At 67.0% G+C, this 12,548-nt stretch carries 9 protein-coding genes; 1 reads left to right on the top strand and 8 read right to left on the bottom strand.

Features of this window, described 5'->3' with window-relative positions; genetic code table 11:
• The first annotated feature begins 66 nt into the window (after positions 1–66).
• Positions 67–1,590, top strand: coding sequence for a PfkB family carbohydrate kinase (locus EV653_RS06300; RefSeq protein ID WP_134098829.1), 1,524 nt, complete (start codon positions 67–69; stop codon positions 1,588–1,590).
• 4 nt (positions 1,591–1,594) lie between these two features.
• Here the strand turns inward: EV653_RS06300 and EV653_RS06295 are convergent, their stop codons facing one another.
• The 8 genes from EV653_RS06295 to EV653_RS06260 form a co-directional block, all read right to left on the bottom strand.
• Positions 1,595–2,080 carry a Mom family adenine methylcarbamoylation protein gene (locus EV653_RS06295; RefSeq protein WP_134098827.1) on the bottom strand — a complete coding sequence of 162 codons (486 nt, stop codon included), beginning with the start codon at positions 2,078–2,080 and terminating at the stop codon, positions 1,595–1,597.
• Between the two features lie 526 nt (positions 2,081–2,606).
• A complete protein-coding gene (locus EV653_RS06290) occupies positions 2,607–3,338 on the bottom strand; it encodes a hypothetical protein (RefSeq protein WP_134098825.1) in 732 nt (243 codons plus the stop codon).
• A 193-nt stretch (positions 3,339–3,531) separates the two neighbouring features.
• A complete protein-coding gene (locus EV653_RS06285) occupies positions 3,532–5,232 on the bottom strand; it encodes an IucA/IucC family protein (protein WP_134098823.1) in 1,701 nt (566 codons plus the stop codon).
• Positions 5,229–6,491 (bottom strand): lysine N(6)-hydroxylase/L-ornithine N(5)-oxygenase family protein, encoded by a 1,263-nt coding sequence (locus EV653_RS06280; RefSeq protein WP_134098821.1) that lies wholly within the window; start codon positions 6,489–6,491, stop codon positions 5,229–5,231. The genes EV653_RS06285 and EV653_RS06280 overlap by 4 nt, the downstream gene beginning before the upstream one ends.
• A 1-nt stretch (position 6,492) precedes the next feature.
• On the bottom strand, positions 6,493–7,038 hold the full coding sequence (locus EV653_RS06275) for a GNAT family N-acetyltransferase (RefSeq protein ID WP_134098819.1): 546 nt from the start codon (positions 7,036–7,038) through the stop codon (positions 6,493–6,495).
• Positions 7,035–8,651: an IucA/IucC family protein gene (locus EV653_RS06270; RefSeq protein ID WP_134098817.1), complete on the bottom strand. Its 1,617-nt coding sequence runs from the start codon at positions 8,649–8,651 to the stop codon at positions 7,035–7,037. The genes EV653_RS06275 and EV653_RS06270 overlap by 4 nt, the downstream gene beginning before the upstream one ends.
• Positions 8,648–10,135, bottom strand: a complete 1,488-nt coding sequence (locus EV653_RS06265) for a pyridoxal phosphate-dependent decarboxylase family protein (protein WP_134098815.1) — start codon at positions 10,133–10,135, stop codon at positions 8,648–8,650. Before EV653_RS06265 ends, EV653_RS06270 begins: the two co-directional genes overlap by 4 nt.
• A gap of 108 nt (positions 10,136–10,243) precedes the next feature.
• The gene (locus tag EV653_RS06260; RefSeq protein ID WP_134098812.1) at positions 10,244–12,541 is read right to left on the bottom strand and encodes a hypothetical protein; all 2,298 of its coding nucleotides are present in this window, start codon (positions 12,539–12,541) and stop codon (positions 10,244–10,246) included.
• Positions 12,542–12,548 lie beyond the last annotated feature (7 nt).

The raw sequence follows: 12,548 nt of genomic DNA, 5'->3' as shown, positions 1-12,548 counted from the left end.
ACCAATGGAACGGCGCCGTGGGCACCCGGGCCACGGCGCCCCCGGTAAAGGAGATGGCACCGTCCGATGACCACTACCGGCGCCGAGCAGACGACCGACGTCCTGATGCTCGCCAACGTTCTCGAGAAACTCCGTACCCGTGCTGGCCTGACGGCCGATCGTCTCCGCTCGGACCGAACCGGCCTGGCCGCACCATTGCGAGAGTTGGTTGCCGGACGCCACTTCGCGGGGCATGCTGACGCAGTCCCGGCCGAGGCCGTGGTCGCGCTGGTCGCCGACTGTGTCCGCGAGCGGCTTCACGGTTCCCAACGACTTGTAGCGGATGTGATGCTGGCGCTCGAGCTGCACGCCGAGGCGCTCTCAGAAGCCTTCGGCGATCGACTCCAGCGCTCGCTGTACAAGTCCGCGCTCGGCCGGCGTCGGGAGACCCTGCTGGCCAATTGGCACGAATTGCATGACGCCCTCGAATATCCGCGCTCCGCCGCTCCGAGCGACCGGGCTCTTCGCGGCTCCATCGAGCTCGATGTCCTGCAGGAGCTGGCCGGCCAACTCATCCGCGCCGATGACCCACCAGCCGGTAGGTCGACCAAGCTCACGCTTCACAGGACGTCAGTACCAGAAACCTCGGCAGCCGGCCGGGTCATCATCGTCGGTGGCGCCGTGATGGACGTGAAGTTCCGCATCAAGGGGCTGCCGCCGCCCGAGACGTCGACCGAGGCGCATGGGTTCGAGCGGTCACCCGGAGGCAAGGGGCTGACTCAGGCGGTGGCCGCGGCCCGTCTGGGACTCAAGACGTCGCTGATCGCCGCGGTCGCGGATGACGCCTTCGGCGAAGAGATCATGCACTACGTCGAGAACAAGGGCGTCGACTCCTCGCTGATCAAACGCGTCCGGCGCTCCCAGACCCCTTTCACCGGTGTGCTCGAGCAGGAGATGGGCGACAGCATCGCCATCAACTGGCGCAATCAGAACGAGGTCTGCATCGAGGCCAGGGACATCGATGAGCGGTACGACGAGCTAGCGGCGGCCGACGTACTGCTGCTGACCTTCGAGGTACCACGCGACGTCGTGCAGCACACGCTCGAAGTTGTCCACCGCGTCCCGGTCCGCCGACCGCTGGTCATCGTCACGCCAGGTCAGCCCTACTCGGACAAGGGGATCTCCTGGGACGCCTTTCCCCGGATCGACTACCTGATCGCGCACGCCTGGGAACTCGCCTCCTTCGCGCCGCCGGCCCCCGCTCCGTTCGACCCTGATCCGATTGCTCGCAGCCTGCTCGTCTTCGGCCTGGACACCCTCTGTCTCTTGGTTAACGGCGGCTGCACCATCTACTCGAAAGCCTTCGACGAGCCTTTCAGCGTCCCGAGCATCCCGTCGATCTACAAGGAAGCTTCCGCTGCACGCGACGCCTTCTGCGCCGCCCTCGCAACCCGCCTGATCGACAACGACCGAAGATTCACCGACGAAGTCGCCGTCTGGGCCGCAGCCGCTATGTCCTGCGCGGCGAGCGACTTTCCGCTGCCGGACCCTATGCCCGACCGCAAACGCGTTGACGAGCTACTCGCCAGATCACATCTCAGGCCCTGCTGACCGTTCAGCGCCGAAGGAGGCGGTACTCGCCGGCGGCAACCTGTTCGGTCTCACCACGGACCCGGCTGCAGAAGATCACTGAGTCGAGCAGGCGGAAGCGGCTCTGTTCGAATCGATGCGCGCGATTCTCGGCACTGAGCTGGGCGAGGTTGGCGCCGCCGAAGCGGTTCCGGAGCTGGCGAGGGCTCGCGTAGAGGCCATCGACGTACAGGTACGGCCTGGCCGTGATTGACATCCACTGCTGCCAGTTGGCAGAGCGGTAGCTGGACCCGGTGAAGCCGAGATTCGGGTCGACCGCCGTGGTCAGCACCCGCACGCTCGGCAACTCCTGCCGAATCGCCGACCGGAGCTTACCCAACAGGTATGAGATCGCGTTGGCGGGAGCCACGTCGAACGAGTACACCCGAGACACGTCCCAGGCCGAACCGAGTGGTACATCGAATTGTGTCTGCAACTGCCGCGCGACCCGCATCCACTCCAACGGCGACACACTGCACAAGGTCACCGGACGCCGGCTCAGGGGCTCGACCAGCGCAAAGTTGACAGACCCGGCACGAGCATTCCGCAGGTAATGGAGCCGGCCGAAGATTGGGTCCGCGACGCTGTTCGTGAGCCGGACGAACCGAAGATCAGACAGGTCGAACCGATTCCGCGGAATCAGCTCACCGACGCTCCGCTGATCCTCTCGGAGCCGAACGGCGTGACGGTGCAACTCGGTCTCGACACTCCGCCGGGACACGGTGCCGTCCGATCGAGTCAGTCGTGGCAGATGCAAGAGGGTACGGACGCTCAGCGCCCGGCTAGGCACTTCGTACTCGCTGGCGGCATTGGCCAGTAGGTCGGCGAACTCAGGACTGTTCCTTCGGCAGTCCTCGAGCGAGGGGCGGGACACTGGACCGACCCGGCCGCCAAGCAGAAGCGTCTCGGGTCGCGAGGCAATGGTGGACAAGCGAGCTGTCTCCTGTCAGACCATTGGTGATGTCAGCTCGACCTCACATCACCAAAGAGAGCCGCGCTCAGGCGGCCGTGGACCCCACGGATTCAGAACCGGCGGCGCCCGACGACGTTTGCTGCTGGGTGGTCACCGATCGGGACCGGACTGCCATCGCCTGATGGAGGCTTCGAAATGCCTTGCGCCAGACCGGGCTCGTAGCCTGATCAAGCGCTGTGTATCTGTCCCAGACCGAGTCGCCACGCAATTCCTCGAGGCTTCTCCGGCTGTTCGCTTTGTACTCGATCGACCAATTGGTGAGGTCGCCGTAATATTCACAGAGCACCGGACGGTTAGATAGTTTTTCAAATCGGCTGAACTGGTCGAACTGATCGAAAGTCAGGTCAATCACCAAACGCCGCGGCGACGCCTCGTCACCTATCTCGACCCAGCAATGGAACGCCGCGATCTCTTTGTCCGCGCCGAACCGGACGTCACCAAAGCAGTAACGAGCCTGAGATCGCCAGGACCGACGGAGCCTGGGCATCAGCCAGGCCGAGCTGACCCCGCACTGCCCGACCGACAACGGATCACCAGGGAGCCGCGGTGTCCTAGGATGCCGTGTGGTGTCGTTCCAGTGGCGCGCAAGCCGATGCCGGCGTTTCTTGAGCGTCCATCTCAGCAGCCCCAGCCTCAGGCCTGAGACAGCCGGCCGGCTGTGCGACAGGGCGGCCGGTTCGGCGTCACTCAGGTCGGTCTCCGGCGAACCATGATCTGCGGGCGAAAGTTCCGCCGCAGCACGCTCGACAAGCGTCACCCCGTGCACTCCATCCAGGCGACCTTCGAATCGCCGACCTTGCAGAGTGAAGCGAATGTAGCAGTGAGTGTCAAGTCTGCCACCCTGAGTGGCCGGAACCGCGCGGAAAGCATGATGTGTTGTACCGCTTTCACGCTGAGGCGTGTCAAGAGATCGGCGACCGTCTTAACAGTCAATCTCACAAAGGGACCGGCTACGGCAGGTGGAGCGGGTTCGGGATGGTGCCGGTGGACGGGATTGGAGGACGTGTGTCGAGGTCGGCATAGCCAAGGGTCAGGCGGTAGCCGTTCAGGGGGTAGCGGCCGAAGGACTCGCCGAGAAAGGCTGTGGCGGCCAGACGGGCGGCGTACTCCGGATGCGCAGCCATATAGCGGCCTATTTCAGCTCGGGCCAGGGACCAGAAAGCTGCTTCGGGGATGTGACTCTGACTGGCGAGTGGGTTCATGACACCTATCAAGAGGGCGTCGACAATGTATTGCCTGAGAACGTTCCAAGACTTTCTTGGAAGGACTCTGGAGTGCGCATCAGGAGCATTCCCACGCACCGATATTTCGTCGCTTGAAAGGTTGATGTCATCGACCAGGTCTTTAATGACCAGACGAACTGGAATGCCCTGAGAATTGCAGATGATGGCGAGGTTTTCACCGTGGGGGTTGACGGTGATGCCGTAGTGGTGGAGCAGGTGGAGCAAGGGGCGGAAGAGGGTAGAGAGGAGGCAGCTCAGCCAGGTTTGGGGGGCGGCTCCGGAGCGCGCAATCAGTTCCTCCGCTAGTCCAGGATGTAAGACGGCGGCTAAAGGCCAGACGGATTCGCCGTCGCGCAGGCGGGGGTCGATCGGGTCGCGCCAGATGGTGCCGAGGGTTTCGGTCCATTGGTAGGGGATGCCGGGGTGGGTTGAGAGCTCCGGGTGGGGGACGGTGACGGATGCTACTTCGCCTAGGAGTTCGGTGCCGAGTTGCTGGAAGACCTCGTCGCGGGACCAGAGGCCGCGGAGCCATTGGGTGAGCATGGGGGCGGCGAGAGTGCAGTGGGAGGGGATGCCTCGGTAGACGGAGGTGTTGAGGATTTTCAGGGGAAGTTTTACCTGGTAGCGCGTCGGGTTGGTGATGTTGACCATCGTGCGGATGGATTGGGTGGGGAGGTACTCGTCGGGGCTTTCACCCAGGATGACGATCTCGCCGGTGGCTAGTTCTCGAGCCCACTGGGTGCGGACGACGTGGTCGAGTTGCCAGGGGTGGCATGGGAGCCAGACGTAGGCGTCCGGGTCGTCCAGCCGGCCCCGGAACGCCGCCACAGTCTCAACATCTAGTTCGCGGGCGATGACGGCGTGTTCGGAGAGGTCCGGCGTACCGCGGAACTCGGCGAGGCCTCGGCGTACGGCGAGCCACACCAGGCGCAGCGGCGTACGGGCTTCTGGGGCGTAGCGTTCGCTGTCGGAGGCGGAGAAGCCCAGGCGGCCCTTGTTGGCGACGAGCAGCGGGTGGCCGGTCAGGTGGCCCTCGAGGCGGCTGTGGTGCAGGTCGAGCAACTCCCCCACCGGCACTGCAGAAGCAGCCATGCGTACGTCGGCCGCCAGCGTGTTCGTCAACTCGGCGACGTACCCCGCAACCGTCGACCCGTCGAGACCCAGTACGTCGGCTGCCTCGACGAAGAACTGCACCGGGTCGACGGCGGGTTCGCTCTCGTCGTTGCCGAGGATGCCGGCAGTGGTACGGCGGATCGACCCGGCCTGGACCCGCCAGCTGCCGAACCCGCCACGGGTCGCCTCGAAGGTGTACGACGCCTTACCCAGCTCCAAGCGGTTGTCGATCGGCTCTAGCAAACCCTCCGTGCAGAACTGGGAGATCAGTTTTGCCAGCAGGTCTGCGGAGCAACGAGTCCAGAGATCGTTCATCCGGGGATCGCGAACGTCGTGAAGGCGGTCGACTTCGGCAGGCGGAAGACTTCGCGACCGGCGATGCTGTTGAGGATGCCTGCATTGCGGATGGCACCGATGCCCAGGTCCGGCGCTGCCACGCCGTGCGAGTGAAGGTCGGCGTTCGCAACGAAGAGACGACCGGCGAGAGCATCAGCCGCCCGAACGCTGTGGTCGCGGTTGATCACCCAGCGGCCGGCGGCGTCGTGCTGGATCGCAGGCTGCAGGGACTCCATGAACGGCAGCGGGCGGTTGCGGTAGCCGGTGGCGGCTACTACGGCGTCGGTGGTGTGCTGGAACGTCTTGCCGCTGTCGGTGTGGAGCATGGTCAGTTCGAGACGGTCAGCGCGGGTGACCCCGGAGACGACGCCGACGCCGACCTGTAGCTCAGCAGGGCTGACGCTCAGGTCCCGGGCGTAGAGGACGTCGTGGATCTCCTCCAGCGTCTCCGACGAGATGCCCTTGTAGTGGCGCCACTGCTCTTTTACCAGTCGATCGCGCACAGGCTCGTCCAAAGCATGGAAGTAGTCGACGTACGACGGTGTGGTCATCTCGAGCACGAGCTTCGAGTAGTCCAGCGGTGTGAAGGCCCCAGTACGAGTCAGCCACGACACAGCTGGGCCGTCAGCTCGCAGCAGGTCCAGGAAGCACTCAGCGCCGGACTGACCCGAGCCGACAACAGTCACGTGACCGGCGCGCAGCAGATGGTCACGCCGGTACAGGTAGTCCGCCGAGTGCAGGAACCGCTCTGGAGGCAGTCCAGCCAGCGCAGCGGGTACAAAAGGCTCAGTGCCGACGCCAACCACCAGATGCCGGGCCTCGAAGTGCTCAACGGCCTCACCGCGCTCGACCGTCAACGAGAACGCCGACCCGTCCCAGACCACGTCACGCACGTGGTGACCGAAGTGCAGCGACTCCAGCTGGGCAGCACACCACCGCAGGTACGTCTCGTACTCGCGCCGCGTCGGATGGAACTTCTCCCGCACATAGAACTGGTAGAGCCGGTCATTCGCACGCAGGAACGACAGAAACGACAGGTGGTGCGCCGGTTCGACCAGCGACACCAGGTCAGCCAGGAACGACACCTGCAGCATCGCGTCGGAGAACATCAGCCCCCGGTGCCACGTGAACTCCGGCCTGCTGTCCAGTACCGCAATGTCCAGCTCGTCCACCTCGGAGGCCAGTGCGGCGAGCCCGAGGTTGAACGGCCCACAACCGATCGCGATCACGTCGTACATGTCATTCCTCCAGAGTCCGCGAGCGGATCATCAGTACTGCAGTCTTCTCGGGCAGCTGCAGCTCCCCTTGCTGGACGAAGCCGGCCGCGACGAACGCACGGACGGACGCGGTGTTCCGTACGTCGGGCTCAGCCACCACCTGTGAGCACGCCGGATCGGCGCGCAGCAACGCATCCGCGACCGCACCGATCAGCCGACGACCCAGCCCACGACCGACCCGCGTGACATCGCCGATGGCGAGGTGCATGCCCCAGTCGTGCTCGCCGCTGGCGTAGTACTCCGCCAGGTGGTCATGGCGCACGCGGTACAGCTCGACGTACCCGAAGTCCTCCGCGTCGACGGCAGCCACACAAGGGATCGAGTGCTCCCCCGACGCCTGCCGACTGATCTCCCCAGCCCAGCGCTCGACCGACCAGTCCTGGTGCCACCACTGCCGGACATGCGGCTGCGCCATCCACAGCGCGATCCGCGCCGCGTCGGAGGCGCCGGCCGGGCGGAGGTCGAAGCCGTCGTCCAGGTGGAGGACCGGCTCTAGGCCACACCTCATCGCAGCGGGTTCGGGATGTCGAGGTACACCGACTGGGCGTCCAGCGGCGCTACCACTTCGTCGATACCGCGCAGCCTGGTCAGCATGTTCGCCTTGCACGGCAGCGTGTCTGCCTCCAGCCAGCGCCGCGCCAACCGGTCCCCAGAGGGCCCAGCGGCCTTCAGCAACGGCAGCGCGAGCGTCAGTCGCTCCCGCACTACGCCGAGCAGCACAGCCTCGTCAGCGATCCCATCCGCCGCCAGACAGCCCACAACAGCCAGCGCTTGGTTGTGCAGCAGGTAGTAGGTCAACCGGTCGTCGACAATCGGGTCATCGACCACCGCGAGCGTCGAGTCGCCCAACCCGGTCACCGCCAAGAGACCACGCAGGTACGACGAGGCGAGGTAATAACCCTGGTTGTCGCGATAGGCGCCGCCCTTGATCCGCCCCGCACCGTCGAGCCGCACCAGCGTGTTCTGCTGATGCGCCTCGAGCCCGATGCCCGTCTCGGCGTACAGGTGAAGCATCGGGATCAGCACGTTGTCGATGTACTCCGCCACCCAGCCGGCCGGGTCGTCCGAGGCGTACACACTCAGCCGACTGACCTCGCCTGGACGAGGCGCGACCAGACCCGCCAAACACACATAACTGTTGACGTCTGCCGGCACCTCCCGCACAGCAACGTCAAGACCGGTCAACGTCGGCCCCCCTTCGTCAAGAGCAACCCACGCTGGGTCCCTGACAATGCTGAACCGCGGGTGCGCGGTCGCCGTACCCGCGTTGTACGCCGCGTCGAGCAGCCGATTGATCTCCAACCCGCGCCGCAGCTCGGTCGGCGTCGACTCGCGCCGCGAGTTGGTGATCCGCAGACCGAGCGACAGCTTCAGCATCACCGGCAGGTCCGGATGGAAGACGGTCCGCAGCGAAGACGTCGGATACCACTGCACACCCTGTGGCCCCAGCGCCTTGACCCGCCCCGACGCGATCAGCAAGGCGACCCGCGGTCGCGAAACCACGGCCGCGGCCTGCCACGGATGAGCCGGGATCAATACCCGGCCCGACGACGGAGTGATACCGGCCAGCTCGCCCATCAGCTGCACGGCGTCCAGCCCCTGGAGCGAGGGCGCACCGACCACCTGGTCCGACGACACCAGCTCGGCGTCGGCCTCAAACCAGTGCAGTGCGAAACGACCAGCCAGCTCGGGCGAGTACGCCGCCAGCTCGGCACCGCTGAGCCCGTCCCGGCTCTTCGGCGCGGGGTGGTTCAGATGCCCGAACAGCAACGCCTGCTCGAACTCCAGGAAGCGCCCGGGGCCCCGCTCGCCGTCAGCCTCATCCACAAACCGTGAGACGTTCCGCACGGACTCCGCAGTACGCGCCGCCAGGTCATCGACCTCCGCGGGGTCGGCATCCGCAGACAGCAGCCGCACCAAGTCCTCAGGAACGGCCGGTACGCCGTCCACCCGCACGTCGGTGAACTGATGCAACCCCGTCCGCGACGCATGCTCCACCTGCGCGGTGACCGTCGCCGTACCCACCGAGAAGGTCAACGGCCCGACCGCGACCGGCACGGACGACTCGCGCGTGTAACACCGCAGGATTGCGTTCAAGTGCGCTACGACAGCAATGCTCACGCCGCTCCCTCACCGGTCAGGACGTCGAGGCCGGTGGCCACGACCTGGTCGAGCAGATCCTCGATGTCCGTCGCGGTGGCGTTCGGGTTCAGCAGCGTCAGCTTCAACGCGACCGCTGCCGGGCGGCCGCCGCCGGCCGGCAGCTTGGTCCGGCCGATCAGCACCCGTCCCGACGTCAGCAACCGGCGCCGGACCTCGCCCTGGAGGGCATCCGCAGCGGACGCCTCCAGCCCCTGCCCGGCGACCCGGAACACCACCGTGGTCAGGGTCACCGGCGCCAGCAACTCGAGGTTGCTGTCGGCAATGACCCGGGCCGCGGCGGCATGCGCGAGCTCGTGACAGGTGTCGAGCATTGTGCCCAGTCCGGACCGCCCGTACGCCGTCAGCGTGGTGGCAACCTTGACCGCATCCGGACGTCGGGTGGTCTGCAGGCTGCGTCCGAGCAGGCCGTCGAGCCCGGAGTCGATGTCGTCGGCCGGGTTCAGGTAGTCCACCGACCGATCGAACGCGGAGAACCGGGTCCGGTCGGCCACCAGCAGCACACTGGTCGCGGCCGGCTGCCAGCCGATCTTGTGCAGGTCCAGCGTGACCGAGTCCGCCAGCGGGAGGTCAGCGAGCAGCGGCGCCAGTCGCTCGGAGAACAGCGCCCCGAACCCGTACGCCGCATCCACGTGCAGCCAGACCCGGTACGCGCGGGCCAGCGTCGCGAGGTCGGCGATCGGGTCGATAGATCCGAAGTCCGTCGTACCGGCAGTCGCGACCACGGCGACCGGCGTACGGCCGGGCTTCGCGAGCTCGTCGGCGAGTAGATCAGTGCGCATGCGGAAGTTCTCGTCGGCCGGAATCGTGATCGCCGCCGACTCGCCGAGCCCGAGGGCGGCGCAGGCTCGCTGGAGGGAGAAGTGCGCCAGCTCGGAGCAGAACACGACCGGCCGCTCCACCCCCTGCAGGCCGTTCCGCCGTACGTCGACTCCCGCCGCGGCGGCCGCGCTGTCGCGGGCGATCAGGACGGCGAGCAGGTTCGAGATCGAACCACCGGGCGTCAGTACGCCGTCCGCCTCCGGGCCGAATCCGGCGAGGTCGGCCAGCGATTTCACGACCCAGTGCTCGATCGCGAGCGTCGCCGGACCGGAGTCGTACGTGTCCATCGACGCGTTCGAGGCGGAGGCCAGTGCGTCCGCGTCCACCGCGACCTGGAGCACCGGCGGCTGCAGGTGTGCCGCCGCGTGCGGGTGGCTCAGGTCGACGCCGTTCTGGTCCAGCAGACCCGCGACCAGGTCGAGCGCGGCCGACTCCCCCACGCCTGTCGACGGGATTCGCGGCTCACCCAGCACCTCGGCGGTCCGGCGCAGTACCGCTCCCGGCGAGCCGTGCGGCAACGGTCCACGCTCCCGATCCGTCACCGTCGAGGCCAGCGGCCACCGGCCGCTGAACGGGTCGCGGACTGGTGTTGGCAGCGCGGTCAGGCGCGCGGGCTGCGACATCCAGATCTCCCGGGAAGTTGTCGAGTAAGGCAACCCTTACTAAGGCAGGCCTAACTTTCGCCCGCCTCACCGACCGTGTCAACTCGACCACCCGAGACGTGAACATCCTCACGGGACAGAACGGGCCAGCCAATGCGGTCCGGCGCTCCAGCCGAGCAGACGACGGCCACCGCGCGCCGTCCTGCCCTCCGCGTTGAAGCGATCTCCTGCGGCCACATGTCGCAGCCCCGCAACAGCCGGAGCAAACCGTGGCCCTAGTACGGCGGACCGTTCCCCCAGCCTCGTCAGCACGTCACTCTGCGCGGACTGGTCGCAGAAGCTCAGGTAGAAGATCGCCTGCCGCCACGCATACGCCGTGTTCTTGATCCCCTGCAGCTCGGTGATCCAGGTAGCCCGCGGCTGGGTCTGACGCTGCACTGCCCAGGTGAACGCACGGTCGGACAGGTCCGGCGCGACCTCCCGGAGCCGGTCCGTCAGCTGCAGCGCGTCGATCAGGACAGCCAGATTGTGCGTGGTCAGGATCTGGCTCTGCTCCAGCACCGTTCCGTTCTTGGCAACGTGCCCACCACCGCCGCTGTGTGCCTCGAGAGCGCGCTGCGCGCACATCTCTGCGAAGTCGTCTGCGGTCGCCTTGCCCCAGCGCTTGTACCGCCGCTGCTCGCGAGCCGGCCACGCGGCGGGAAGGGCGTAGTACTGCGCGTACAGCGTCCCTGACAGCACCCGACTCGCCACGGCAGCCGCGGCACGCCACTTCTCGGTGAATGTCCCCATGAAGATGTCAGCAGCCACCTCCTCGACCAGAGGCAGCTTCAGGTCTGCCTGAGACGCCAGCGCGCCCAGCTCACGCACGAGCGGATTAGGCAGGATCGTCTGCGGGAAGGCGGTGAGAGCCAGGACGGTTGTCTCACGCAGCGACTGCGCCGCGGCCCGCGTCGCCTGAACACGCCGATCGCGGTACGGCGCGACGGCGGCAATCCAGGGCAGCTCGTCGAAACGCACCTGGTGTTCAAGGTTCAGCAGCAACAGGCTCCGCCGACGACGGAAGGCCGCGTAGGTCTGAGCATATGCGGCGGCCAGCGACGGGTCCTCGATGTTGGCGGCGAGCAACTGCGACGTGATCTGCGGCAGCACCTGCGCGAGCACCTCCCCCGAGCTGATGACGCCGCGATCCACCAACTCACCGATCGGAGCCTCGAGCGCCCGCGCTGCCTTCGCAAGCAGGTGCGCCGGGATGACCGCGCCTGCCGCCGCCGGGACCTCGTCAGTCGTGACCTCACCGTCGATCGCATCCAGCGTCGGCAGCCCGCCGTCATCCGGGAACCGATCCAGCCGGCAGCTCAGCACGTGTGCCAAGGTCGCGTACGTCGGCCGCGCGGCGACGGCGTTCTGCGTCGCACGCAAGGCCGCCCGCGCCTCCGATCCGGGCGCGCCGTGGGCCTGGATCGTGTTGGCCAGCGCGCGCCGGATCCAGCCGACCTCACGACCGCTCAGCGCCGAACTGTCGGACGGGCAACGCTCGAGCGCCGCCTGCAGCCGGGCGAAGTTGCTCTTCGGAGGCCGACGGCCATGGACCTCGGCAGCAGCGTGGAACTCGTCCAGCCACTGAGAACGCCGTTCCACCCAGTCGTCCGGCCAGACGCGGCAGGGCCATCCACCGACGACCGCGCCGTCGGCGGTCAGCTCCGGCAGTTCGTCGTCGACCGTGTCGCACCACAGCGCCACCAGCCGGTCGTACAGCGGGTTCCAGACCCGCAGGGTCTCCAGCATGGCAGCTATCGGCGGCCGTACCGTTGCCTGCCGCAACGTACTGCGAACTTCGGCGACCGGCTGCAGCCGGACCACCGCGCCGGACGGCGTCGACGACGGGCTGAACGTCGGCGTGAACCGGAGCCGGTGCATCAGCGGACGCAGCTCCGACGTGAGGTCGAGCGCCGCGGCGTACTGCTCCCGCTCGAGCAACCAGGCCACGACCAGCAGCGCCGACTCTTCCGGCACGTCGATCCGGTAGTTCCCGCTCCGAAGCGCCCGACCGAGCTCCGCGAGCCCTTCATCGCCGAAGAACCACAGGTTGAGCCGCTCCCGGTCGGTCTCCCCCGGCGCATTCTCCGGCACTCGTGCCAGCTCGTCCTCACGCAGCGGCGCCTCGGCGAGATAGCGGCCGGTCGCGAACCCGCCGTGCGCCACCTCGAGCGTGACCCAGGCCGGCGTGTTCGCCACCGGGGTCCGCGATCCAACGGTGAGCCGCCCGGACGCCATCCCGTCGAGCACGTTGCGCCAGGCATCGACCCGGGCGGCCGCACGTCGGCGTACGGCGAGATCGTCGGAGGTCAGCGCACGCTCAAGCGCCTGCTCCAGCCGGCCGATCGCATACCCTGCCGAGGCTGTGGCGCGTGCTTCCTCCGACATAGGACCC

Source organism: Kribbella pratensis (genome assembly GCF_004365355.1).
Classification (GTDB): Bacteria; Actinomycetota; Actinomycetes; order Propionibacteriales; family Kribbellaceae; genus Kribbella.
Note: the sequence above shows the minus strand (reverse complement) of the source record. Positions and strands in the feature narration are given on the sequence as shown.

What these genes read in the sequence shown, in the direction of transcription:
- EV653_RS06300 (WP_134098829.1), top strand. Translation starts at nt 67, where the DNA reads ATGACCACTACCGGCGCCGAGCAGACGACCGACGTCCTGATGCTCGCC.
- EV653_RS06285 (WP_134098823.1), bottom strand. Translation starts at nt 5,232, where the DNA reads ATGAACGATCTCTGGACTCGTTGCTCCGCAGACCTGCTGGCAAAACTG.
- EV653_RS06280 (WP_134098821.1), bottom strand. Translation starts at nt 6,491, where the DNA reads ATGTACGACGTGATCGCGATCGGTTGTGGGCCGTTCAACCTCGGGCTC.
- EV653_RS06275 (WP_134098819.1), bottom strand. Translation starts at nt 7,038, where the DNA reads ATGAGGTGTGGCCTAGAGCCGGTCCTCCACCTGGACGACGGCTTCGAC.
- EV653_RS06265 (WP_134098815.1), bottom strand. Translation starts at nt 10,135, where the DNA reads ATGTCGCAGCCCGCGCGCCTGACCGCGCTGCCAACACCAGTCCGCGAC.
- EV653_RS06260 (WP_134098812.1), bottom strand. Translation starts at nt 12,541, where the DNA reads ATGTCGGAGGAAGCACGCGCCACAGCCTCGGCAGGGTATGCGATCGGC.